Source organism: Mesorhizobium sp. WSM2240, from assembly GCF_040438645.1.
GTDB lineage: Bacteria > Pseudomonadota > Alphaproteobacteria > Rhizobiales > Rhizobiaceae > Allomesorhizobium.
Genome location: NZ_CP159253.1, coordinates 3,073,741 through 3,093,892, shown reverse-complemented (window position 1 = coordinate 3,093,892; position 20,152 = coordinate 3,073,741). Strand labels below are relative to the sequence as shown.

At 61.3% G+C, this 20,152-nt stretch carries 32 protein-coding genes and 1 pseudogene; 3 read left to right on the top strand and 30 right to left on the bottom strand.

What is annotated here, in order from left to right; translation table 11 throughout:
• Positions 1-9: 9 nt before the first annotated feature.
• The 29 genes from ABVK50_RS15235 to ABVK50_RS15095 all read right to left on the bottom strand — a co-directional run bounded on the left by ABVK50_RS15235 (position 10) and on the right by ABVK50_RS15095 (position 16,260).
• Positions 10-981, bottom strand: coding sequence for a metallophosphoesterase (locus ABVK50_RS15235; RefSeq protein ID WP_353640765.1), 972 nt, complete (start codon positions 979-981; stop codon positions 10-12).
• The gene (locus tag ABVK50_RS15230) at positions 959-1,537 is read right to left on the bottom strand and encodes a 3'-5' exonuclease (protein ID WP_353640766.1); all 579 of its coding nucleotides are present in this window, start codon (positions 1,535-1,537) and stop codon (positions 959-961) included. Before ABVK50_RS15230 ends, ABVK50_RS15235 begins: the two co-directional genes overlap by 23 nt.
• Positions 1,510-1,935, bottom strand: coding sequence for a hypothetical protein (locus tag ABVK50_RS15225; RefSeq protein ID WP_353640767.1), 426 nt, complete (start codon positions 1,933-1,935; stop codon positions 1,510-1,512). The genes ABVK50_RS15230 and ABVK50_RS15225 overlap by 28 nt, the downstream gene beginning before the upstream one ends.
• 69 nt (positions 1,936-2,004) lie before the next feature.
• Positions 2,005-2,295, bottom strand: a complete 291-nt coding sequence (locus ABVK50_RS15220; protein WP_353640768.1) for a hypothetical protein — start codon at positions 2,293-2,295, stop codon at positions 2,005-2,007.
• Positions 2,292-3,266 (bottom strand): FAD-dependent thymidylate synthase, encoded by a 975-nt coding sequence (locus ABVK50_RS15215; protein ID WP_353640769.1) that lies wholly within the window; start codon positions 3,264-3,266, stop codon positions 2,292-2,294. The genes ABVK50_RS15220 and ABVK50_RS15215 overlap by 4 nt, the downstream gene beginning before the upstream one ends.
• Before the next feature lie 9 nt (positions 3,267-3,275).
• The gene (locus tag ABVK50_RS15210) at positions 3,276-3,476 is read right to left on the bottom strand and encodes a hypothetical protein (protein ID WP_353646950.1); all 201 of its coding nucleotides are present in this window, start codon (positions 3,474-3,476) and stop codon (positions 3,276-3,278) included.
• 71 nt (positions 3,477-3,547) lie between these two features.
• Positions 3,548-3,841, bottom strand: a complete 294-nt coding sequence (locus ABVK50_RS15205) for a hypothetical protein (RefSeq protein ID WP_353640771.1) — start codon at positions 3,839-3,841, stop codon at positions 3,548-3,550.
• Positions 3,841-4,032, bottom strand: a complete 192-nt coding sequence (locus ABVK50_RS15200) for a hypothetical protein (protein WP_353640772.1) — start codon at positions 4,030-4,032, stop codon at positions 3,841-3,843. The genes ABVK50_RS15205 and ABVK50_RS15200 overlap by 1 nt, the downstream gene beginning before the upstream one ends.
• A complete protein-coding gene (locus tag ABVK50_RS15195) occupies positions 4,032-4,268 on the bottom strand; it encodes a hypothetical protein (RefSeq protein ID WP_353640773.1) in 237 nt (78 codons plus the stop codon). The genes ABVK50_RS15200 and ABVK50_RS15195 overlap by 1 nt, the downstream gene beginning before the upstream one ends.
• The gene (locus ABVK50_RS15190; protein WP_353640774.1) at positions 4,265-5,326 is read right to left on the bottom strand and encodes a hypothetical protein; all 1,062 of its coding nucleotides are present in this window, start codon (positions 5,324-5,326) and stop codon (positions 4,265-4,267) included. The genes ABVK50_RS15195 and ABVK50_RS15190 overlap by 4 nt, the downstream gene beginning before the upstream one ends.
• Entirely contained in the window at positions 5,323-5,619 is a 297-nt protein-coding gene (locus ABVK50_RS15185) for a hypothetical protein (RefSeq protein WP_353640775.1), read from the bottom strand. The genes ABVK50_RS15190 and ABVK50_RS15185 overlap by 4 nt, the downstream gene beginning before the upstream one ends.
• Positions 5,616-5,804, bottom strand: coding sequence for a hypothetical protein (locus ABVK50_RS15180; RefSeq protein ID WP_353640776.1), 189 nt, complete (start codon positions 5,802-5,804; stop codon positions 5,616-5,618). Before ABVK50_RS15180 ends, ABVK50_RS15185 begins: the two co-directional genes overlap by 4 nt.
• Positions 5,770-6,270: a sigma-70 family RNA polymerase sigma factor gene (locus ABVK50_RS15175; RefSeq protein ID WP_353640777.1), complete on the bottom strand. Its 501-nt coding sequence runs from the start codon at positions 6,268-6,270 to the stop codon at positions 5,770-5,772. The genes ABVK50_RS15180 and ABVK50_RS15175 overlap by 35 nt, the downstream gene beginning before the upstream one ends.
• Positions 6,267-8,975, bottom strand: coding sequence for a DNA polymerase (locus tag ABVK50_RS15170; RefSeq protein ID WP_353640778.1), 2,709 nt, complete (start codon positions 8,973-8,975; stop codon positions 6,267-6,269). The genes ABVK50_RS15175 and ABVK50_RS15170 overlap by 4 nt, the downstream gene beginning before the upstream one ends.
• Complete coding sequence (locus ABVK50_RS15165; RefSeq protein ID WP_353640779.1) at positions 8,972-9,736, bottom strand: hypothetical protein; 765 nt, start codon at positions 9,734-9,736, stop codon at positions 8,972-8,974. Before ABVK50_RS15165 ends, ABVK50_RS15170 begins: the two co-directional genes overlap by 4 nt.
• On the bottom strand, positions 9,736-10,173 hold the full coding sequence (locus tag ABVK50_RS15160; RefSeq protein WP_353640780.1) for an NUDIX domain-containing protein: 438 nt from the start codon (positions 10,171-10,173) through the stop codon (positions 9,736-9,738). The genes ABVK50_RS15165 and ABVK50_RS15160 overlap by 1 nt, the downstream gene beginning before the upstream one ends.
• Positions 10,173-10,424, bottom strand: coding sequence for a GapR family DNA-binding domain-containing protein (locus ABVK50_RS15155; protein ID WP_353640781.1), 252 nt, complete (start codon positions 10,422-10,424; stop codon positions 10,173-10,175). The genes ABVK50_RS15160 and ABVK50_RS15155 overlap by 1 nt, the downstream gene beginning before the upstream one ends.
• 76 nt (positions 10,425-10,500) lie before the next feature.
• Positions 10,501-11,151, bottom strand: a complete 651-nt coding sequence (locus tag ABVK50_RS15150; protein WP_353640782.1) for a hypothetical protein — start codon at positions 11,149-11,151, stop codon at positions 10,501-10,503.
• A gap of 114 nt (positions 11,152-11,265) precedes the next feature.
• Positions 11,266-11,490 carry a hypothetical protein gene (locus ABVK50_RS15145; RefSeq protein WP_353640783.1) on the bottom strand — a complete coding sequence of 75 codons (225 nt, stop codon included), beginning with the start codon at positions 11,488-11,490 and terminating at the stop codon, positions 11,266-11,268.
• On the bottom strand, positions 11,487-13,094 hold the full coding sequence (locus ABVK50_RS15140) for a helicase-related protein (RefSeq protein WP_353640784.1): 1,608 nt from the start codon (positions 13,092-13,094) through the stop codon (positions 11,487-11,489). Before ABVK50_RS15140 ends, ABVK50_RS15145 begins: the two co-directional genes overlap by 4 nt.
• On the bottom strand, positions 13,094-13,312 hold the full coding sequence (locus tag ABVK50_RS15135; RefSeq protein WP_353640785.1) for a hypothetical protein: 219 nt from the start codon (positions 13,310-13,312) through the stop codon (positions 13,094-13,096). Before ABVK50_RS15135 ends, ABVK50_RS15140 begins: the two co-directional genes overlap by 1 nt.
• 236 nt (positions 13,313-13,548) lie before the next feature.
• Entirely contained in the window at positions 13,549-13,959 is a 411-nt protein-coding gene (locus tag ABVK50_RS15130) for a hypothetical protein (RefSeq protein ID WP_353640786.1), read from the bottom strand.
• Positions 13,940-14,134 (bottom strand): hypothetical protein, encoded by a 195-nt coding sequence (locus ABVK50_RS15125; protein WP_353640787.1) that lies wholly within the window; start codon positions 14,132-14,134, stop codon positions 13,940-13,942. Before ABVK50_RS15125 ends, ABVK50_RS15130 begins: the two co-directional genes overlap by 20 nt.
• Positions 14,134-14,292: a hypothetical protein gene (locus ABVK50_RS15120; RefSeq protein ID WP_353640788.1), complete on the bottom strand. Its 159-nt coding sequence runs from the start codon at positions 14,290-14,292 to the stop codon at positions 14,134-14,136. Before ABVK50_RS15120 ends, ABVK50_RS15125 begins: the two co-directional genes overlap by 1 nt.
• Positions 14,289-14,675, bottom strand: coding sequence for a hypothetical protein (locus ABVK50_RS15115; protein WP_353640789.1), 387 nt, complete (start codon positions 14,673-14,675; stop codon positions 14,289-14,291). Before ABVK50_RS15115 ends, ABVK50_RS15120 begins: the two co-directional genes overlap by 4 nt.
• A complete protein-coding gene (locus ABVK50_RS15110; protein WP_353640790.1) occupies positions 14,665-15,279 on the bottom strand; it encodes a hypothetical protein in 615 nt (204 codons plus the stop codon). The genes ABVK50_RS15115 and ABVK50_RS15110 overlap by 11 nt, the downstream gene beginning before the upstream one ends.
• Positions 15,276-15,593: a hypothetical protein gene (locus tag ABVK50_RS15105; protein ID WP_353640791.1), complete on the bottom strand. Its 318-nt coding sequence runs from the start codon at positions 15,591-15,593 to the stop codon at positions 15,276-15,278. The genes ABVK50_RS15110 and ABVK50_RS15105 overlap by 4 nt, the downstream gene beginning before the upstream one ends.
• A 41-nt stretch (positions 15,594-15,634) precedes the next feature.
• On the bottom strand, positions 15,635-15,811 hold the full coding sequence (locus ABVK50_RS15100; protein WP_353640792.1) for a hypothetical protein: 177 nt from the start codon (positions 15,809-15,811) through the stop codon (positions 15,635-15,637).
• Positions 15,808-16,260 carry a helix-turn-helix domain-containing protein gene (locus ABVK50_RS15095; protein WP_353640793.1) on the bottom strand — a complete coding sequence of 151 codons (453 nt, stop codon included), beginning with the start codon at positions 16,258-16,260 and terminating at the stop codon, positions 15,808-15,810. Before ABVK50_RS15095 ends, ABVK50_RS15100 begins: the two co-directional genes overlap by 4 nt.
• Before the next feature lie 119 nt (positions 16,261-16,379).
• On the opposite strand from ABVK50_RS15095, the pseudogene ABVK50_RS15090 reads away from it, so the two are divergent.
• Positions 16,380-16,967 (top strand): annotated as a pseudogene (locus tag ABVK50_RS15090) (AEC family transporter); the annotation flags it as partial.
• Here ABVK50_RS15090 and ABVK50_RS15085 read toward each other — a convergent pair.
• The gene (locus ABVK50_RS15085) at positions 16,956-18,149 is read right to left on the bottom strand and encodes a UbiH/UbiF family hydroxylase (RefSeq protein ID WP_353640794.1); all 1,194 of its coding nucleotides are present in this window, start codon (positions 18,147-18,149) and stop codon (positions 16,956-16,958) included. The pseudogene ABVK50_RS15090 and the gene ABVK50_RS15085 sit on opposite strands and share 12 nt — an antisense overlap.
• Positions 18,150-18,304: 155 nt before the next feature.
• Here ABVK50_RS15085 and pcsA point away from each other — a divergent pair, with 155 nt between their 5' ends.
• Both pcsA and ABVK50_RS15075 read left to right on the top strand, forming a co-directional pair.
• On the top strand, positions 18,305-19,093 hold the full coding sequence (gene pcsA, locus ABVK50_RS15080) for a phosphatidylcholine synthase (protein WP_353640795.1): 789 nt from the start codon (positions 18,305-18,307) through the stop codon (positions 19,091-19,093).
• A gap of 1 nt (position 19,094) precedes the next feature.
• Entirely contained in the window at positions 19,095-20,072 is a 978-nt protein-coding gene (locus ABVK50_RS15075) for a quinone oxidoreductase (protein ID WP_353640796.1), read from the top strand.
• The last annotated feature ends 80 nt before the right edge of the window (positions 20,073-20,152 follow it).

The window sequence follows — 20,152 nt, the reverse complement described above, 5'->3', positions numbered from 1 at the left end:
ATCTGTTCGCTACTCGGCAACACGAGCCTCCTCGAAACGGTCGGTGATTTTCTGACGTACCTCGTCGGGGACGCCGGCTTCGTTGAAGGCCTGCGCGAACAGGGCCATGAGGTCGAAGTCGCCCATGGAGACTTCCTCGGTCTCCTCGTCGGAGGTTCCCTCGCGCTTGACGGTGAGTTGTAGGCAGTCCACGTCCTGGTCCAGGATCTCACCGGGGGCGAGGAGGACGCGGACGCACCTGAAGCGGAGATCTTTGCCCATCAGCTCGTTGAGGTGCAGCGTGAAATACATCTCGCCGTTGTCCTCGCCGTGCGCGTAGGGCTGCATCGAGCCGACCTGGATCACCTCGACGCCGTCGCGCTTGAAGCTGTCCGGCAGATGGACATGGCCGGTGTAGGCCGTCTTGCAGCCCATCATGGCCAGCTTCTCGGTCGGGACCATGTTGTCGTGGCCGAAGATCGTGTCCCAATGGCCGAAAGCGATGTCGAGGTCGAAGGTGACAAGCTCGTCGGCGGGCTTGCTGGGATGGAAGGGGAAGAACCCAACCATGTTGCCGTCGATGTCCTTGCGCAGGACTGGATCGTTGTGCCGGACGACGTAGATGTTCTCCTGGCTGGAGACGATCAGCTCGAAGAGATCGAGCGCGCCCTTCTTCTCCAGGTCCCTGGAGATGTCGTGGTTGCCGGCGATCACAACGTAGGTGGTGTCGGGATTGTCGCGCGCAGTGGTCAGGTAGGTGAACGCGGCCTTCCAGATGATGCCGAAGGGCACGGCCCACTTGTCGAACAGGTCGCCCATGCAGACAAAGACATCGTAGACACCCGAGCCGGCAAGCCGCGCCTGGAAGTCGTCCATCACCATCTTCTCCCGAAGACCCCGCTTCTCAAGCGAAACACCCCGGACGAAGGCTCGTCCGAGGTGCGGGTCTCCGAGAATGCCGACACGAGCTGTGCCGATCTCAATCTCGGTTATTCTGTCCATTGTCGAAGATGTCCTTTGCTGCGAAGAGGATTTTGATCTGATGCAGGACGTCGTGGAGCGCGTTGTGCGCGTCCCCTGCGAAGTCGACGTCGAACTCGCGGTGTTCCGGCCGGCCGGCGAGACCAGCCATGTAGCTGTTCATGTCGCGGGCATATCGGAAGTGATACGGGTAGTGCAGGTTGTACTGGCGGAAGTACGACTGCATGAAGGAGAAATCGAAGCTCGTGGGCTTGGCCCAGAAGCGGAGCGGCTCGTCGGTCTTCAGCTTCATCGACCAGTCCTTGAAGGCGGTCATGACGACGCTCGGATCTTCCATGCGCTGGCAGATCTGGTGGTAGACCTTGAGGTTCTTGCCCTGCCACCACTGGCGGGTGTCCTCGTCCCAGTAGCGGTTCGGTGCCATGGCCAGGCAGCGATCGAACATGTCGCTGGCATCGACCGTCTTCTGATCGAGATTGAAGCGCACGGCGGCGATCTGGATCACACCGCTGTGCTCCGGCCGGGTGCCGGTCGTCTCAATGTCGACCATCACGTCGGGGTATTGCTCATTTTCCATCTGTAGCTTTCCAGTTCTTTCCAGGTGAGGGAACGGTTCGAGCAATCCCGGATCATCTGATACGGGATGCAGAACCATTCGTTGGGGGGAAGCCGGTGGATGTAGACGAGGTAGTCCCCACCCGCGGCCAGGATCATGACGGCCATCGCAGAGGGGATCGTCCGAAGGAGCGAGAAGCGAAAAGCGGTGGGGTCCTGGGTGGACTTCACTTCGGCAAAGTGGACGCCGTTGTAGGCGACTAGATAGTCGCTAGGGGCTGATCTTGTGAAGCCGGACTTGCCGGTTCTGCCCCGCACCTCGGCGGCGTCGACCACTCTCCAGGTCCACGCTTTTTTACCAAGCGTTTTCCAGATGCGCTCAAATTCTTGTTCGGAGGGTTTTCCAGTGTTCTTAGCCATCAGAGGCGATATGGTTGCCCCTGATGGCTTTGGTAATGCCCAATCTGGGCGTTACTCTAGGGGAAGAGATTAATCTCCTTCAAAGCTCTTGAAGAAGAGCAGCGTGATGCGCTTTCCATCATGCATCCGCTTGAGAGCATTGACGGTCGCAGCGTATCTCGACGAGGTATCGATGTCCTCGAACGGCGTGTTCAGCACCTCGTTGTGGAACTTGTCCTTGCCGACAATGTAGGAGACGAAGATGCGGTAAGGCGACTCCTGCTTGGGCTGTTCGGGAATTTCGATTGGCAGGTTCTCGGTGGCGAGTTCCTCGGCCAGGTGCTCGATTACCGGCGCTGCGGTGGTGGTTTGATCTTTCATAGTTGTTTCTCCATCAGTTTGCGATTTTGTATCCAGCCCACGAAGTTTCCGTGAAGCTCGGGCTTCTGCCAATTCCAGCCATCGTGCTCACCCCACTGGTCGTAGAACGCTCGATTGAAGGTGTCCGGCGTGGCCTGATGCTCGAACGGCGAGGCGTGGAAGACATCGGCCTTCACCAGCTTGTCGTAGATCGCCTGGGCACGCTCCAGGGTCATCGGCTGGCCGTCGACCGTCTTGTAGGAGACAGAGGCGCAGCGGGCGACGGACAGAGCCTTCAAATCGCTGATATGGTAGCGCCGGAAGTCTTCCTGCTCGACATAGGGAAGGTGCCATTCACCCGGCTGGAGCTCCCGTGGCGTGCTGCCGGCCATCGCCACCTCGAACATGAGGCGGGCCAGCTCGTGGATCTCCGGCTGGGCGTCCTTGTGTAGGCGCAGGGTGCGGAAGTTGTCCCACTCGGTGGCCGTCACGACGACGTTGATATGTAGCCAGGTCTCCAGCAGGCGGTTCACGATCTGCTTGTGGTAGCCGGCCTTGGCGTAGGCGCGGGCGAGCTCGATCATCTGATCCCGGCCACGGAGCCAGGCCTCCTCGGGCCTGAGCATCGTTCCCTTCAGAACGTTGGGGTTGTGGTGCCAGGGGTTCCTAATCGGAGCATCATGTTCCTCCCGAGCCTGCATCCCCGGCTGGTTCTTGCCCCAGTAGATCGGCATGGCGGGGTCATCGAGCACATCCTGGATCATGCGCTCGACGGGGATGGCGCGCGACGACGAGGCGTTCCTGGACAGGTTCTCGTCGTACATCAGGCCGTCCGCGATCTGCTCGATGATGATGCAGTCGCCGGGGGTGGAAGCGAGCACGCGATGTGTGAGCTCCTCGGCGTGGATGAACCGCGGGTATCGCAGCTCCATGGTGGTGATGCGCTTGCCGAAAGCGCTGCTGTCGGCGATTACCTTGGCAGAAATGGTCATGATTTTCCTTTATCGATAGACGGCGTAGAGGCCGGGGGTGATTTCCTGGGGTTCTCCAAGAACGACAATCTCGTGACCCTGATCGCCGTCTCGGATGTCGCCCGGGCCGTCTCGCTTGATGACTTTGACCTGGGCCGCTTCTCCGGCGTACCTGGTCATCTCGAAGCCGGTCACTTCCCCGATCCACTTCATGCGATGGTCGGAAGCCATGCAGCCTCGACAATCGTAACACATCACGAGTGAGCCCTTGAGGGCTCGTTTCAATCGAAAGTTCTCGAACATCAGGTGATGATCTCCTCGGGTTGCTTGGGGATGGTATGGCCGTAGTCCAGCAGCATTCCCCGGATGGTTTCGGACGAGCCGACGAGGGTGGGGAAGAAGCCTTCCCCACTCATGACGGAGACGAAGATTTTGCCTCCGTTGCGGTTGATCTCGGCCACTTCCTCGGCGGTGAGTTGCCACGCGCTGACGACGCAGGTGCCGTTGGTGAATGCCACCAGGTCTTGGACGTCGTCCCGGCCTTCCGGGGCGGTGAAGCGGCGGTTGAAGCCTTCGAAGGTTGCTGGAATGCCCATCAGATGTGGCTCCTCACATGCTTCTTGAACTGGGCCTGCAAGCGACGGCGCTGCTTGCGGTTGCCCTGGTTCGCGGTTGTCGCCTTGGCGAGCTCATTAATCTCCTGCCGCCGTGGTGGGAGGAACACCTCTCGGCGTTCCTCCTCCGACATTTTGGCGAGAGCTTCCTTCTGTGCAGGTGTGAAGTCCATTACGGGATGATCCTCTTCTCGACCCAGGCCTTGCGGAAGTCGCCGTTCGTCTTCCATCCATCGATCAGGCAGGCGGTGAAGACGTCAGCCTTGCCGGCCTTGTTGTCTTCCCAAACCTGTTGAGCGATGTCGGCCATCTCGTCGAAGGCAGTTTGCCTCCCGACCGTGTACCCCGCCCCAATCCCACACACTGTGAGGACCACGGCCAGGGTGGTGAGTTTACCCACCTTCGTCATAGGGGCGCTCCTTCATGGAATTTGACCGCTACCGGGAACCTCGGCATGCCATCCGCGGTCGGGGTGAAGAACTTCACCGTCGCCTGCCGGCCGACCCACTCGGTGCGGTCTTCCAGCAGCTTCCGGCAGAAGTCCTGGTTGCCCGCGATGCCTGCACCGCAGTGACGCCCGTCCGGCAGCTCGATCGTGAGCCGCTTGGCGTAGCCCGACCAGTTGCCGACGCCCTCGACCACCTCGACGATCTTGAACTCGGCGTCCTGGAACTCCTTGCGCTTCAGGAGTGTGGACGAGCGCTTCTGCTCGTAGGGCTCGTCGAGCCGGACCATCTGGCCCTCGTAGCCATCCGCGAGGTACTCGCCGTAGTCGGCGTCGAGCATGTCCTGGTTGAAAGCCATCCGGGTCTCGACCGGCACCAGGTGGGTGCAGTCGACGAGCATGGCGCTGACAACCGGCGAACGGCCAAAGAAACCGGCGTCGAACGATGGGATATCGTAGATGTGGTACTGGACCACACCCTCGGTCGCCGGGTTCGGGGCCTGCTTCCGGATCAGGGACACGAGCTTCTCGAACTCGTCCTTGAGGTCGTGATTGTAGAGCTCGCCGTCGAGGACCAGGTCGGGGTCAGCGATGAAGTACGGCGCGAGCTCGGCCTCGATATGTGGGCACGAGACGATCGGCTTGCCCTGACGGGTGAACAGACCCTCGGCCCGGGCGATGCAGCGGATGCCGTCCAGCTTCGGCTGGTTGGCCACCGGCCACTTGGTCTTGCCCTTGTAGCCCTTGGCGAGCATCGGCTCGAAGAAGTTCGGCGTGGCGCAGGCCTCCGGCGTCAAGTGGTACTGGCGCTCCAGCTTCTTCCGGCGCTCGGCCTCGGCCTCGAACTCGGCCTGGGCCTCGTCGGTCGCCTGGCTCTTGGCCTCGCAGACCGTCCACTCGGTGGTCGTCTGGGCGCCGTCGATCAGGCCGGACGTGGAGCGCCACTTGTTGCCCTCGACTTCGTAGGACCAGGTGCGCAGCCGGCCGGTGGTGTCGAGTTTGAAAATTGGTTCTGATTTCACTGAGTAAATTCCCTGTTGCGATAGATGTTGTTGAGTGTTTCGGAAACGCGGCCGATGCTGACGCCGTGTTCGGTCGCGATCTCATGGAAGGTCGCGTCCGGGTGTTCATGGGCGTACCGCTTGATCCTCCGGCGAAGGCCCTCCGTGAGCGGGTTCGACTGGCGCGGCGCTTTGCGGACGGGGGAGGCGCGGAACATCTCGTTCTCGATGATGTCCAAGATTTCGACACCAATCTCTGTCGGCGCCTTGTCGGCAAGCTCAAGGAGCTTCTGCCGTGCCGTGATGATGCTCATTTGTAGGTCTCCTCTATCGGTTGGATGGAAAAGCGCCAGTTGGCGCCCTCGGCTCGGTTCGCCTCGATCTCCGCTTCCATGTGGGAGATGAGGATGGCGACGTTGACGTCGTCCACGACCCCGGCGTCTTCGACGACGAGGTCTTGGTCGTCACGCAGGTGACGGGCGACGAGTTGCAGTTTCATATCGTTTCTCCAGGGTAGCTTTGGCGCGATGCACCATGCTCTTGACGGTCCCTACGGCGATGCCCATGTAGTCGGCGGTCTCGTCGTAGCGGTGGCCCAGGACCCCGACCATGGCGAGGGCCGTCTGTTGGTCGGGGTTGAGGGTGTTGAACACGTCCAGGACGTCCCGGAGCTCCTCGCGGTGCTCCTGGGCCGCTTGGACGCTGAACTGACTGACCGCGAGCCCTTCCGGGTCCTCGACCATCCGCTTGTCCTTGCGGTAGTTCTGGACGTGCATGTTGTACATGATGGTGAAGAGCCAGCCCTTCATGTTGGTGTCGGGCTGGAACATGTGTTGCTTTTCGAGCGCGCGGAGCAGAGTTGCCTGAACCAGGTCTTCAGCTCGAACCTCACACCGGGTGAGCTTCACGGCGAAGCCCATCAGTGCCTTGGTGCAACCCAACAGCTCGCGCTCGAATGGTGTCATGCTGCTTCCCTTATCTTTCTCTTGTGGAACATCAGGTAGTCGACGACGGCACGGACGTGATCGTCGTTCAGACGCTGCCCCTCGGTGTTCTCGGGCAGGACGCCGGGAAGTTTCGGGGCCTCGTAGAGTTCGATCTGGCCGGCTGGTGCTTTCTTCGCGTCGAACGGCTCGAAGGTGACGCCAATGGCTGGCGAACTGTCGAGCTTGCAGGACTTGAAGATGTCCGGGTGGTTGTTCATGCACTCGCCGAGCATGTGCATGCCCTCGACCACATGCTTGTAGTGGATCGAGAACACGAGCTCGTCGTGGATCGGGACCATGAGCCGCATGATGCGGAAGTCCCAACCCATCTCCTTCATCCTGGCCATCACGCGGAGCGCAGTACGCTTCGCGATGGTGGCGCAGGTGCCCTGCACGACCGAGTTGACACCCTGGTTGTGCGCCCGCTTCTGGATTTTCTTCGCGATCCAGTGAACGAGCGCGTTGTAGGATGCCAGCTCCTGGCCGGCGCCCATGTCGAACTTCTGCTTGAAGGCCATCGTCCATTGGTTGGTGGCCTCCCAGCGGACACGACGGTGGCCGTCCGGCAGGTGGATTTCGCCGGTTCGGGCCAGCTGCTCGATGATCCCGACGCGCCACTGCTCCGCGACCGCGAAGCGATCCCGATAGAGCTCGGTGGCCATCTTGGTCTTTTCCTGGGACCAGCCCATGCGCTCACCAATCGTGGCCAGCCAGCCGGAGAACCAGTAGTTGAAGTTCGAGTTCTTGCCGGCCTCGGTACGCCAGTATTTGTAGGCCTTGTTCGGTTCGAGCTGCTCGCCCTTCAGGTTGGTGAAGAGTCGATCGTGGTTGCCGAACTTGTCCCCGAACTCCTCCAGGAAGGTCTCGACCTTCTCGTGCTTGCTCAAAGACTTAAACATGGTCTCGGTGAGGCCCTCGCAGTCGGCCCCGAGCACCGCCGTTGCCGAACCGACGTGCAGATCCTGGTGAGGGATTTGCATGTAGGCTTCAATGAACGTCGGGTCCTGGCTCAACTCCCCGATGATGACCAGCTCGACAGCTGACCAATCGCGGGAGAGAACGAGGTGATCGTCCTGGTCGCCTTCGAAGAAGCCCCGGACGTAGGTGCTCTCGCCACGCTTGGCGAGCTGCATCGCGTTCGGATCTTCGCAAGCCATACGGCGGGAGGCCAGCATGGAGGTGACGGTCGGATACATCCGGCCGGTCTCCGGGTCGGTCAGCTGGCTGTACGGAGTGAGGTACAGCTTCATGCGCTGTTCGATGCTGGCAATCTCGCCCATGAACACGAGGAGGTTCTTGGCCGTCTCGTGATCTTCTTCCTTGAAGCGGTCGATCAGCTTACCGCGGGCCTCGGCATCGGACTGCGTCTTGTTCTGGCTGACGACGACCTTCGTGCCGGTCAGGTCGTAGAAGATCGTCCGCATGGGCATGTAGTGGGAGAGATTGACGCCCTTTGGCTCGGGGTCGCCCTCTTCCTTCGCCCAGGCGTTGGACACCGCGCCTCGCACCTGCAGGCACTGCTTGTAGGCGTTATCGTTGTCCGGGAGTTCAGCCCACTGGACGACCTGTTTGCGGTACTTGTCGGCGCTCTTCTGATACCAGCTGTCCCGCTTCATCAGGCCGGGGTGGTAGTCGTCCGAAAAAGGTAGCAACTTTCGGACACTGACTTTGGTCTTGCGGAGCGTCTCGGCCATCTCCTCGCGCTCCTGGGCGCGACGGGCCAGGATGTTCTCGTAGTTGACCTTCATGCCCACCTCACGCATCTGCGCGAAGAGATGGATCATCGGGTTCTCCTGGTTGAAGAAGGTCTGGGTAACACCCCGGTTGGTGTCGACCATGTACTGGAGGAGGCGACGGAAGAGACGCAGTGCCCAGTAGGCGTCATCGGCGCCATAGTCGGCGACTTCCTCGCCGGTCAGCTGTCCCATGTGGGCCTTGTCGCCGAGCACCTCCTGAAAGGTCGTCATGTTGTGGCCGAACCACGACTTGACCGCCTTCTTCAGTCCATAGCCGTAGGCCAGCTCGTTGACGTAGCCGTTGTAGCTGTGCGCCGCCTTGGATTGCTTGCCGATGATCGAGTAAACGAGCTCGGCCAGGCGGGTGTTGGTGAAGTCGGCCTTCTCGATGTCGAAGCCACCCTGCTGGCAGAGTTGCATCATTTCGGGGATCAGCTTGGCCCAGGCACCGCGGCCGGCGTACTTGAAGTTATTCTCGTTGTATTCATCGGGGCCGTAGGCCGACACTGCCATCTGTAGGGTGCAGATGATCTCCGGCAGCTCGTAGCCGTAGACGCTCTTGAACGCCGATAGCTCGTAGGGAGCGTTGTGCGCGATCCAGAATGCATCACCGGCCTTGGCATCGAGCACTTCCTTCGCCACGTCCCAGGGGATGCGGTTCTCGACGTCGGCGTGGTTGAGGTTGAGGTAGTAGGCGTGGCTGTCGTTCTCGGGATAGATCGAGAAGCCGGTCATCACCGTCCGGCGCATATCGAAGACCAGCTTCTTGGCCGGGGACTTCTTGCGCGTGACCGGGTCGACCTTCATGAACAGGTTCAGGCCGTCGTGGCGGGCGTCATCGTGCGTTTCGCAGTCGAGACCGATGAAGGGGGTGGCCTTCACCGTCTCGATCAAGCGAGGCAGGACCTGGTCGTAGTTTCTGGCGTCGATCAGGGTCGTCTTGATCACTGCATGAACTCCTTGAGGGTTGCGTCAGCCTTCGCGTAGTCGGGCTGGCCGATCGTGGTGTGGGCAGTGACGAGTTCCTCCGGCACGTCGAGGAAGCCGACGATCGTCCAGTAGGCCTTGAACAGATCGGGGTTCGCTTCGAGCCACTGGAACATCTTGGGCTGCAGGGTGACTTGCTTCTTCCAGGCGGGGTTGCCGGCGAAGATCAGGTCCGTGGCGCGCTGGAGCCTCGCCGGACCATTGCTGGCCCAGAGGGTGTCACCGAAGCGGGGCACTCCGGGGATCTTGTCCGACTGATCCCCACACCACGTCTTGTAGAGGCGGGTGTAGCGGGGCTCGACTTTGGGCTTCGCTGCACAGACGACGTTCTTGGGGAACTCGCCCACGAGCTGCAGCATGTCGCCGTCGTTCGAGTAGATCGCCACGAGGTGGCCCTTGGAGGCATAGCGCCTGGCCAGGAGGGCGAGCACGTCGTCGGCCTCGTAGCCGGGGACCTTGATCTGGACCGCCTTGGTGTGCTCCAGGGCTTTTTGAGTGAGGTGGAAGCCGTTGTAGATGCCGGTGTCCGGTGCCTTACGGCCAACTTTGTATCCGGGGAAAATCTGCCGGCGCTTGTCGCTTCCGTTGGGGCCGTCCCAAACACAGATGACTGGGTCAGGACAGCTGAACACGTCTTGCATGAAGTTGCGGGGCGCGAGACCGGATATGTCGGTCTCGAGCTCCACTCTCATGTACGAGTTCATATCGTACAGGCGGATCATCAGATCACGCTTTCCGCCGCCGCCGCGTGGCGGGGGAAGGCCCATTCAGCCGTCAAGACGTCCGAGCCTTGAAGGAAGACGACCTCCTGCACCTCCTCCGGGTCGACCTCGTGGGTGGGCAGTTCCGACACGTCGCCCCAGTAGCGGGCAATGACGAGGTTGTGGCCATACTCGTCCGTCGTCATGTGGAGGAGCGTCAGGAGGTTCGGCTGGATGATGTAGCCGGTCTCCTCCTTCAGCTCACGACAGCCGGCTTCCTGCCAGCTCTCGCCCCGCATGTGGAAGCCGCCAGGGAGGCCGAGCTTGCCCCTGCCGGGGTTGTTCGAGCGACGGACGGTGATCAGTCCTCGCCGATGCTTGGCGAGGACGCAGACGACTGTCGGCGTGTTGTCGTAGACGGGGCGACCGTCAGCGGTGTGGGCGATGGGATGATCCATTACGCTGCCATCCCCAGCGCTTCCTTGTAGAGGTCGAGCATGGCCTCGGCCTCTTGGCGCTCGGCTTCGTCGAGCCGACGCAGAGCGACGATCTTACGAATGGTGGTCGTGTCGTAGCCCTTGCCCTTCGCCTCGGCGAGCACCTGCTTGATGTCCTCGGCGATCGTGGACTTCTCCTCTTCGAGGCGCTCGATGCGCTCGATGATGGCGCGCAGATCATTGGCCGCGATTGTCGTGGCTTCTTCACTCATGAAAATTCTCCGGGTTGTTGTTCAAAGAAAAAGGGCGGGGTCATTGACCCCGCCCCTTTGTCAGTCGAGGCGGCGATTAGCCGACGACTGTGTAGTCCTTGAAGTCCAGGATGCCCCAGGTGTTGCCGTTCGAGCTCTGCTCGACGTAGCCGACCGTCACCTCGACGGTGTCGCTCGACGGATCGGCACCGTCCTTGGTCATCTGCTTCACCAGCTTGGCGAACGCCTTGAAACCGGTGGTCGAGAAGGAGTGGCCCAGCGTGGTGCCGGCTTCGACCGTCTCTTCCTTCAGCTTCACGTCGTCGACCATCTCCATCTGGATATCGGCCGACTTGTAGGGGCGAGCGCGGGGGTCGACGGAGCGAGCCTCCGACAGGGCCTGCGCCCAGGTGCTGCCATCCGAGGCCATGACGCGATCGTAGGTCTTCCGATAGGTCGCCGGATTGCCGTACTTCACGGTCTCGTTGTAGGTCACGTCGCTCAAGTCGATGCGAACCTTGATTTCCTCCAGGAGCGGCTTCTTGGCGCCGATCTGGAGGCCGTGTTCGTTGACCTTGAGCCACTCGTCCACAGTGACCGCCCCGGCCATTGCGTCGTCGAGGCCCATCGGGCGTCCAACGGCGGTGTTCTGGGGTGCGACAGTGGCGGGAACGTTCGGGGCAGCTTCCTGCGGGATGTTGCCTGCAGCCTGCGTGGCCTGATTGATGGCGGCGTCGATGTTGTTCATTCGGTAGTCCTTTCGTTTTCAGTTTCATCACCGCTTTGTTGCGGTAGTCGTGATGTAAGAAAGGCCCGCCGAATTACGACGGGCCTTTTTCTCTTGTCCTAGAGTAACGCGAAACTATTTACTCCATTGAACCTCCTTGATGTCCTCGGGCAGATACCCTTGTTCGTCCATCCAATCCGGGTCGACCCATTTCGGCTCGTACTCCGCGATCGGTTGCCCGCGATCTTTGATCAGCTCCAAAATGCTTCCAAGACGAAGGGAATGTTCCTGCGCGACGCAGATGCCGTCGATATAGAGGCCTTCCCAGTCGCTTTCGCAATGAGCGTGGATGATCTTCATGCTGCCTCCTTCATAGGCTCGGCGTCGATGTTGTGTTCGAACAGCCTCAACACCTGGTGAGTTGGGTCCACCTTGTGCGCGTCGAGCGACTTCTGGTAGATGATCCAGGTGATCCGTTGATCAAGGCTGTCCTCGTAAAGCAGGACCGTGATGCGTAGTGGTGAACCACGCTTGCCGCGAATGGCTCGGCGGTAGGCCTGCAGGACTGTGGTGTCGAGGAAGTCGAGCGAGGCGAAGATCATGTGATCCACCTCCTGCTCGCCACAGAACTGCCAGTTGAAGCCGACGTCGGCCACGGCCGGCGAGGCGATGATGCAGTTGAGCTCGCCCTTGCGGAACGCCTCGTCGATCTCGCCACGCCTCTTCGGCGTGACGTCGCCGTTGATCACTTCGGCCTTGAGGCCGTACGAGCGGGCCAGCTCCAGGATGCGATACTGCTGGGGCTTGAGCGCTGCGTAGACGATCACCGGCTTGCCAGTGCGTTGGTGATCTTCGAAGTGGATGTCGAGACGCTCTTCCTTCCCGCAGCGGGCGCCCTTCATGATGTCGATCGTATCGCCGGCCGCGCCCGCCAGATCGGGGAAGGAGTTCGGGTGCTCCATGATCTGCCTGGCGCGGATGAACGCCACGCCTGGCTCGGTGCCTTCCAGGAAGAACTTCTCCAGTTCGAGGAACGCTTCGTCCTTGAACTTGTCGTAGATCTCCCGCTGCTTCTCGGACATCTCCACGAACTCGGGGATGATGACCTTGGCCTCCTTGCCGTAGACCATCTCGAAGGTGCGCCGGATGGCGTGCTTGCGGAAGATGGCCGACAGTTTCTCGTGGTTGCGCCACGATGAGAGCTTCCCGGTGAACGGGTCTTCGATCGCGTGATACCAATAGAAAGACTTGTACGAGCCATAGTAGCGAGGCTCGATCACGCGGATTGCCGGATAGGCACTGTCCAGCCTGCCGGAGACAAGCGTCCCGGTCATGCCCAGGAAGTGGGTCATCTGCCGCTGGAAGGACTCGTAGAAGCCTTGGGTGCGGGCCGAGCTGTCGCCCTTGTAGCCCTTGTGGATCTCGTCCACCTGGACCGCCTTGACGAAGTCAGGTAGCGCCCTCCAGTGGGTCGAGAAGGCGTCGAAGCCCATCAGGAACACTTTGGTGTTGCCGGGGTTCGCCAGCTCGTACGGCAGGACCGTCCTGGCGTGGAGCATCTGCTCGTTGACGTTCTGGTCCTCGTCGACCACGCCAGCCTGCAGCAGAGCTTTGAAGGTGACCTTCTGCGAGCCAAACAGCTCGTATGGGCCGCTCCACTTCCGGAGCGTCTCGGCGAGCTTGATCTGAGCCGGGGAGAGGGGCTTCAGCCCCTTGACGATCGTGACCTCGTCCGGCTTGAAATCCGTGAAGCGCAGGATCTCGTCCCGGTTCTTTTTCAGGAGCGAGAGGGGCATCACGAATGCCGAGCCGATCTTCTCCCGAGACCAGAGATACCACTGGTAGACGACCACGGAGGGTGTCTTGCCGGTGCCAGGGTCCGAGAGATTGAGGCATTTGGGATTGCGGATATAGTAGGCCAGGTCCGCAACCTGGTAGTCGCGGAGCGAGACGTTGGGGTCCATCAGCGCCTCCGGCCGAAGAGCGTCATGCCCCAGGGGATGATCCAGATGATGTGCAGCCCCGCGACCAGGAGGATGGCGGCGAGCCCGATGGGACCGAAGGCCAACAGGAGGAGGAACATGAAGCCATCGATCAGCGTGAAGGGTTCACGCCGGAACACGAACGGGTAGAGGGACAGGAGCGCGGCGATCAGGCCGAAGCCAAGCCAATAATCAAACATTTAGGTCCTCACATTTCTGACGGATCTCGGCGGCTTCGGCGTTGTCGCCGTAGTCGCAGTCATTGCACTTGGTGCAGATGTGGACGGGCACAGAGCAGCCACAGCTTTCACCGCAGCTGGCGTTGCACCCGCCGAGGAGTTTCCACTTGTGGCCGAACTCCCGGCATGGTCCTTGGGCGAACTCTCGCTCAAGCCGAGCAACCTCGGCCCGAGCCTTTTCCAGGCGGTTGGCGAGGTCAGACACGGCGAAGTTCCGTGAGCAGATCACGCGGGATCGTGTTCTCGGCCGACTTGCAACCTTCGAGGTTCTCGACGGACGCGCCGCAAAGAGGGCACGGGTTGGGCTCCTCGTTGTGGCAGGGGCAGCGCGCCTCGGCCCAACGCAAGGTCTTCTTGACCACGGCCTCCAGCTGCTTGACCCGTTCGTAGGGGTCGCCTTGGAACCAACCGGTGTTCAGGCAGTCCGAGCAACCGTATGGGTCCGGCGCTTGGATCACACAGGTCATGCAGACGCCGGCTCCTTCGCTGGCTTTCTTGTAGGCGTCCCGCTCTTGCTCCACCCGGACCAGTCGCTTCCGAAGGGTGTCAGCTTCTCCAACACTCTCCCAAAGAAGTTCTTCGTCGGATTTATCCTTGGGGTGTGGCATAGCCGAGCTCCTTCAGTTTGGCCTTGCCCTTGTCGGTGAGCTGCGGGTCAGACCCTCGTGTTGCGAACCCGCTGCCCTGGAGATACCCCAGGGCAGCGGACACCGCGGCGCCCCAGCCATCCAGCTGGTCGTCGCCGGCCAAGGTACGCAGCACCTTCACCTCGGTCTCAAACATCATCTCTTCTCCATCATCAGGCGCAGGACGGCCTTGATGTCGTCGATCGTCCCTGCTTGTTCGATTTCCGCCTCCAGGCGCTCACGGCGAGCGATCCGCTTCGCGTCGAGGAGGCCAAAGCTTGGCCGGAGGTCGCGGATGCGCTCATCCTCGGTCATGCCGCCAGCTGCTCCAGCTCGGCGACCAGAGCGCTCGACTCCTTGTCGATCTTGGCCAAGTGGCGGAAGAACTCGAGCTCGGCGATCTCGGCCTGACGGGCCTTCAACTTCGCCTTGATCTGGGCGATGCGCTTCTGGCGCTCGATGTCGGCCCGGTAATCGCCGTCGTCCACGACCTGGATGACCGGCTTGGTGGCCTTGATCGAGCCGTTCGGCAGGACGTCGACCACCTTGACGCAGGCATAGCCGGAGTAGGGGCTGTCCACGATGACGTGATCGCCGACACGCACCGGGTATTTGCAGAAGTAGTGGTAGCGCTTGGAGGCGTTGTAACCATTGTGGAAGACGGCGGCGATGACGTTCGATTGACGTTCAGTGTTCATTTCCAGTTCCTTTTGAGAGCATGTGTCGCTTGAGGAGATGCGCGCCGTAGGCCTCCCATGGCAGGGAGACGAAGTCGGCGGGGTTCAGGTCCCCAAGGGCTGTTGAAATTCTCCTGGCCTCGGGCCGGAGGATGAGGGTCTGTTCGCCCTGCAGGACCAGCTTGCGGGGCAGGTACGGGACCGCCTCCAGTATCTGGTCGACGGCGCTCTTGTTCGTCGCTCTGACGCCCGTCAGTACGAGCGGCTGGACGTTGGTGAGTTCGAGCAGGCGAACGATTTTGTCGGGCTTCAGGCTCCAGAAGGGGGCGATGGGGAGCTTCGACGGGGTGGACATCCGCGCGAGGGTCGCGAGAATGATGGACAGATCCTGTTGTGTTAGGAAAGCTGCAGGTTCGCCGGTGTCCCGCGGTATCGGCGACATGGCGTCGATGAGCGGGTCGGCAGGGAAGCGAGAGGGATCACACTCTATGCGAAGATCGATGCGGTGATCGCCGGGGTCCTTGTTCTGGTCGAACGGACAGGGTATTTCGAAATCGAAAGCAGTTTGAACTTTCTCGCCCTGGATCAGGAAGGCGATATCGCCCTCCCAGTGTAGTCCGTTCACGCGGCCTCCAGTTTCACCTCAACCTTGGATTTTGATGCCCTGCTATAGATCGTGGCTGTTTGCAAAATTCCAAGGGCAAAGAGCTGCGCCTTGAGCGTAGGATCGGCCGCGTCGAGCTTCTCCGGGTCGATCACGATCTCGGTGCCCTTGGCTTTGACCTCGGACGGAGCCGAGACGATGACCTTGCCCCGGCCGGGGACCGGATAGGTGCTGGCGCCAGCTGCGCGGATGCTTTCCTTGGCCGCCTCGAACTTGGCTTCGAGCGGGGCGAGCTTCTCCTTCAGGTCGAGCAGCTGCTCGACCAGCGGTTTCACGTTGTCGTTCATTTGGATTTTTCCCAAAGAAAAAGCCGGCACTAGGCCGGCTGTTGATGTTCCTTGTTATAGATGTTGACCATCATCGCTCGGAGGCGGGGGTCCTTCTCCAGCGACACGGCGAGCTTGAAGGGGCCGTCGAGCTCCTTCTGGCGATCGGGGGCCATCCGCAATCTGCGGATGGCCGTCCAATAGTTCTTCAGTCTCGTTTCAATCATGTGAAGGGTCTCAAGAGCTCCTGTACTTGCACGTCCATCAACTCGGCCAGCTTCTGGATCTCGCCGAGCGTGAAGTCGTGAAGGCCGAGTTCCATCTTGCGAACCGTCAGGCGGTTCACGTCGATCATGTCGGCCAGCTTCTGGTATGTGTAGACGTTCTCGATCTCCCGGAAGCGATTGAGTCGGATACCCACGCTGTGATGACCATAGCTCAACGGCTTCTGATCATTCAACGGAGTGCGTCCGCCCTGGCGCTTCCGGCCAGCTGTGTCTACAATCCGCTTGACGCCAAGAGCCTTGGCGTTGCGGATCAGTTTTGCGACGGTGCTATAGGATCGGCCGTATTTCTCCTCGATCCATCCGTAGCTCGCCCCTTGCTGCCAGTCTTCAATCGGGCCCTCGGGCCACTTTTTATTCGAGCGGAAGTCGCCCATTGGTTGTATAGACATAGTGTCCTCGTCCCACGATGGGTGTGTTCAACACAGTGTTGCCGAACACACCCATTCTTGCCGTCGTTTACCTTAGATGCCGACCGGAACAGCTTGGTTTTCCCGGGTTTGGAGGCAATTTGGGCCTTGAATTTTGATGCTTCGAAAACATCATGCATTTCGTCATGGCGCCGTTGATGATGGCGTTGTCGGGCGGCGAAAAGACGCCGCCGCTGCTGCTTGCGGTCGGCGTGGCCAAAAAGATCCTGCTGCATCCGTTCATTGTAGCGACAGCCGTAGGCGTGGCAGCGGCGGCGATCGAGTTCCGGCCGCCGCTGCCGATCGAACGTTTTCTCGAATACCTGTCCAGCGCCGCCGCACCCTGCGCGCTGTTCGCCATGGGCGTTACGCTGGCGCTGCGGCCGCTCAAACGCGTTCCCAAGGAACTGGCGCCCATCGCCGCGCTCAAGCTGATCGTACACCCGCTGATCTGCTATATCGTGCTTAGCTCGGTAGGCAATTTTTCGGAGATCTGGGTGTTTTCGGCCGTGCTCCTGGCGGGGCTGCCGACGGCGACCAACGTCTTCGTGATCGCCCAGCAATATGGCGTCTGGGTGGAGCGCGCGTCGGCCAGCGTGCTCATCACCACCTGCCTTTCGGTCGGCACGGTGACGGCGCTTCTCTACGCCATCACCACCGGCATGCTGCCGCCGGACTTATTCCCTTGAGAAGATCGACGAGAAGCCGCTGCCGGGCCTGAGGCCCTCGCGCATGAAGAACGCGCGCAGCGGCGCGAAAGCGCCGAGCACGCCGAGGCCCGCGCTGCGCATCATCTGCGCCGGCAACATATCGGAAAGCAGCGACCGGTTGAGCAGATTGACCGCGCCGGTGCGCGCCAGAATGTCGGGCCGGCGCTTGGCATCATAGGCTGCCAGAGCCGCCGGCGAGCCCGGGTCGGCTCGGTTTTCCGCTGCAATCGCAAGCAGTTCCTGGACGTCCCTGATACCGAGATTCAAGCCTTGCGCGCCGATTGGCGGGAAGACATGGGCGGCCTCGCCGACGAGTGCCACGCGATTTTGTGCAAACCGCGCCGGCATCGCCGCCGACAGCCGATAGATCTGCCGGCCCGGCTCCACCGAAACGCGCCCTAGCATCGACTGCATCCGCTCCTCGACCTTGGCGGAAAGAGCATCGTCATCCAGCGCGGCGAGTTCCTCTGCGGTTTCGGGCGTGACCACCCATACGAGACTCGAGCGGTCGCCCGGCAGCGGCACCTGCGTGAATGGCCCGGTTTCTGTGTGGAATTCGGTGGAGATGAAGCCGTGCGGCCGGGCATGCTCGAAATTGATGACCAGTGCGGCTTGGCGGTATGCCCGCGTCGAGGTCGAAATGCCTGCCGCCTGCCTGGCAGGCGACATGCGCCCATCGGCGGCGACGGCAAGCGCACCGGGCACCTGGTCACCGTCGGCCAGTACTGCCGTGACCCGATCCGTGCCGACCGCCCAGCTGTCGACCAGAGTCCGGCGCCACTCTATGCGGGAATGCGCCGCCACTGCCCGCTCCAGGGCGGCGTTCAAGGCGCGATTGGGTACATTCAGCCCGAAGAACTCTTCCCCGACCTCGCCGGCATGGAAGGTGACGACGGGGCTGCGGATCAGCCGGTTCGTCGCGTCGACGATGCGCATCGCACGCAGCGGTGCCGCCTTGGCCTGGATCGCATCGAGAATGCCGAGCGTGTCGAGAAAGCCCAGCGCCGGAGACATCAGCGCCGTTGTGCGGCCGTCGTTGCGGCCGACCTCGGGACCGGCGAGCGTGACCCGGAAGCCAGTATGCGCCAGTCCGAGTGCCGCGATCAGCCCGGCCGGGCCGGTTCCCGCAACAATTACGTTCTGTGGATTGTCCTGGTCCAAGGCTGCTTCCGGACGCTCAATGGCTTTGATGAGTGTATAGGCAGCCGGCGCGCTCCGATCAACGTGGCGATTCAGCCCATCGAGGGCGGGCGCAATAGCGCTTGTACGGGCGACAAGGCTGCGATTAAGGTCAGGCCAACGGAAGAGGATAATCCATGGCGGACAGCCCGCATGCCGGTCGCACTAAACGCAGGCAGGTCACCTGGCCGCAGGCGAAGGCCTTTTCGGTCCATCTGCTCACCGCCTCGGGTTCGTTCCTGGCATTCCTGTCGCTGGTTGCGGCCAGTGAAGAGCGCTGGACGGCGATGTTCTGGTGGCTGGGACTTGCCCTGTTCGTCGATGGCATAGACGGCCCAATCGCGCGCAAGCTGGAGGTCAAGGAAATCCTGCCGACCTGGTCGGGCGAGCTTCTCGACAATATCATCGATTACGTCACCTACGTCCTCATCCCGGCCTTCGCGCTCTATCAGTTCGGGCTGATGGGCGAGGGGCTCTCCTTCCTTTCGGCGGCGATCATCGTGGTTTCGAGTGCGATCTACTATGCCGACACCGGCATGAAGACGAAGGAGAACTTCTTCAAGGGTTTTCCGGTGGTCTGGAACATGGTGGTGTTCACCCTGTTCGTCACCGAGCCGGGCCAGTGGTTGTCCTTCGCCGTCGTGGTGTTTGCCGGCATACTGACCTTCGTGCCTGTCAATTTCCTTCATCCGGTCCGTGTCAGGCGGCTGCGAACGCTCAACCTGACGATCACGCTATTGTGGTGTGCATTCGGCGCGCTCGCGCTTGCACAGTCGGCGCTCGCCACGTTCTATGACCGGATCGGCGTGCTTTCGGCGAATGTCGGCCTCTTCACCAAGGTCGGCATCGCGTCGACCGGCATCTACCTGTTTTTCATCGGCGGTGTGATGCAGCTGTTTCCCAACCTAGGCGCCAGGAAAGTCTGACATGTCAAAAGCAATAAAAATCCAGGCCAATGGTGGGCCGGAGGTGATGGCCTATGGAGAGAACGATCCCGGCCGGCCAAGTCCCGGCCAGGTGCTTATACGCCATACCGCGATCGGGCTGAATTTCCTGGACGTCTATTACCGCAGCGGGCTCTATCCCGCGCCGGCGGGATTTCCGCTTATCCCCGGCAACGAGGCGGCGGGCGTGGTTGTCGAGACCGGCGAAGGCGTCGAAGGACTGAGCAAGGGCGACCGGGTCGCCTATGTCGGCCCGCTCGGAGCTTATAGTGACGAGCGCGTTATCGCGGCAGCCGTGCTGGTCAAGATTCCGGAGGGCGTCAGCGACGAGCAGGCGGCCGCCATGATGCTGAAGGGCATGACTGCCGAATATCTGCTGCGCCGCACATTCCCGGTGAAGCCCGGTGACATCATCCTCTACCACGCCGCGGCCGGCGGCGTCGGGCTGATCTTCGGGCAATGGGCAAAGCATCTCGGCGCGACCGTCATCGGCACGGCGAGTTCTGCCGAGAAGATCGCACTGGCCAAGGCGCACGGCTTCGACCATGTCATCAATTACCGCGAGACCGATTTCGTCGGCGCTGTGAAGGAGGTAACCGGCGGCAAGCTCTGCGACGTCGTCTACGATTCCGTCGGCAAGGACACGTTCCCCGGATCGCTCGACTGCCTCAGGCCGCGCGGCCTGTTTGTCTCCTTCGGCCAGTCGTCGGGGCCGATACCGCCCTTCAACATGGCGCTGCTGTCGCAGAAGGGTTCGCTCTATGCGACCCGGCCGACGATCTTCTCCTACAACGCCAAGCGCGAGGATCTCGAAGCGTCAGCGAAAGCGCTGTTCGAAGTCGTGGCGAGCGGCGCCGTCAGGATCGAGATCAACCAGCGCTACGCGCTGACGGATGCCGCCAAGGCCCACTCCGATCTCGAAGCGCGCAAGACGACGGGGACAAGCATTCTCCTCCCTTGAGTTTTCCCCGAAATTCTTGAAGCACTTTCAAGCGGCACCCCGCTTTGCGTTATGCAACGGCCACGCCTACGATGCTTTCG

What these genes read in the sequence shown, in the direction of transcription:
- ABVK50_RS15220 (WP_353640768.1), bottom strand. Translation starts at nt 2,295, where the DNA reads ATGAAAGATCAAACCACCACCGCAGCGCCGGTAATCGAGCACCTGGCC.
- ABVK50_RS15215 (WP_353640769.1), bottom strand. Translation starts at nt 3,266, where the DNA reads ATGACCATTTCTGCCAAGGTAATCGCCGACAGCAGCGCTTTCGGCAAG.
- ABVK50_RS15210 (WP_353646950.1), bottom strand. Translation starts at nt 3,476, where the DNA reads ATGGCTTCCGACCATCGCATGAAGTGGATCGGGGAAGTGACCGGCTTC.
- ABVK50_RS15115 (WP_353640789.1), bottom strand. Translation starts at nt 14,675, where the DNA reads ATGAACACTGAACGTCAATCGAACGTCATCGCCGCCGTCTTCCACAAT.
- ABVK50_RS15175 (WP_353640777.1), bottom strand. Translation starts at nt 6,270, where the DNA reads ATGACACCATTCGAGCGCGAGCTGTTGGGTTGCACCAAGGCACTGATG.
- ABVK50_RS15095 (WP_353640793.1), bottom strand. Translation starts at nt 16,260, where the DNA reads ATGTCTATACAACCAATGGGCGACTTCCGCTCGAATAAAAAGTGGCCC.
- ABVK50_RS15135 (WP_353640785.1), bottom strand. Translation starts at nt 13,312, where the DNA reads ATGTTTGATTATTGGCTTGGCTTCGGCCTGATCGCCGCGCTCCTGTCC.
- ABVK50_RS15125 (WP_353640787.1), bottom strand. Translation starts at nt 14,134, where the DNA reads ATGTTTGAGACCGAGGTGAAGGTGCTGCGTACCTTGGCCGGCGACGAC.
- ABVK50_RS15100 (WP_353640792.1), bottom strand. Translation starts at nt 15,811, where the DNA reads ATGATTGAAACGAGACTGAAGAACTATTGGACGGCCATCCGCAGATTG.
- ABVK50_RS15230 (WP_353640766.1), bottom strand. Translation starts at nt 1,537, where the DNA reads ATGGAAAATGAGCAATACCCCGACGTGATGGTCGACATTGAGACGACC.
- ABVK50_RS15185 (WP_353640775.1), bottom strand. Translation starts at nt 5,619, where the DNA reads ATGAGCATCATCACGGCACGGCAGAAGCTCCTTGAGCTTGCCGACAAG.
- ABVK50_RS15155 (WP_353640781.1), bottom strand. Translation starts at nt 10,424, where the DNA reads ATGAGTGAAGAAGCCACGACAATCGCGGCCAATGATCTGCGCGCCATC.
- ABVK50_RS15140 (WP_353640784.1), bottom strand. Translation starts at nt 13,094, where the DNA reads ATGGACCCCAACGTCTCGCTCCGCGACTACCAGGTTGCGGACCTGGCC.
- ABVK50_RS15130 (WP_353640786.1), bottom strand. Translation starts at nt 13,959, where the DNA reads ATGCCACACCCCAAGGATAAATCCGACGAAGAACTTCTTTGGGAGAGT.
- ABVK50_RS15075 (WP_353640796.1), top strand. Translation starts at nt 19,095, where the DNA reads ATGTCAAAAGCAATAAAAATCCAGGCCAATGGTGGGCCGGAGGTGATG.
- ABVK50_RS15145 (WP_353640783.1), bottom strand. Translation starts at nt 11,490, where the DNA reads ATGAAGATCATCCACGCTCATTGCGAAAGCGACTGGGAAGGCCTCTAT.
- ABVK50_RS15165 (WP_353640779.1), bottom strand. Translation starts at nt 9,736, where the DNA reads ATGATCCGCCTGTACGATATGAACTCGTACATGAGAGTGGAGCTCGAG.
- ABVK50_RS15150 (WP_353640782.1), bottom strand. Translation starts at nt 11,151, where the DNA reads ATGAACAACATCGACGCCGCCATCAATCAGGCCACGCAGGCTGCAGGC.
- ABVK50_RS15235 (WP_353640765.1), bottom strand. Translation starts at nt 981, where the DNA reads ATGGACAGAATAACCGAGATTGAGATCGGCACAGCTCGTGTCGGCATT.
- ABVK50_RS15160 (WP_353640780.1), bottom strand. Translation starts at nt 10,173, where the DNA reads ATGGATCATCCCATCGCCCACACCGCTGACGGTCGCCCCGTCTACGAC.
- ABVK50_RS15195 (WP_353640773.1), bottom strand. Translation starts at nt 4,268, where the DNA reads ATGACGAAGGTGGGTAAACTCACCACCCTGGCCGTGGTCCTCACAGTG.
- ABVK50_RS15205 (WP_353640771.1), bottom strand. Translation starts at nt 3,841, where the DNA reads ATGGGCATTCCAGCAACCTTCGAAGGCTTCAACCGCCGCTTCACCGCC.
- pcsA (WP_353640795.1), top strand. Translation starts at nt 18,305, where the DNA reads ATGGCGGACAGCCCGCATGCCGGTCGCACTAAACGCAGGCAGGTCACC.
- ABVK50_RS15180 (WP_353640776.1), bottom strand. Translation starts at nt 5,804, where the DNA reads ATGAAACTGCAACTCGTCGCCCGTCACCTGCGTGACGACCAAGACCTC.
- ABVK50_RS15200 (WP_353640772.1), bottom strand. Translation starts at nt 4,032, where the DNA reads ATGGACTTCACACCTGCACAGAAGGAAGCTCTCGCCAAAATGTCGGAG.
- ABVK50_RS15225 (WP_353640767.1), bottom strand. Translation starts at nt 1,935, where the DNA reads ATGGCTAAGAACACTGGAAAACCCTCCGAACAAGAATTTGAGCGCATC.
- ABVK50_RS15120 (WP_353640788.1), bottom strand. Translation starts at nt 14,292, where the DNA reads ATGACCGAGGATGAGCGCATCCGCGACCTCCGGCCAAGCTTTGGCCTC.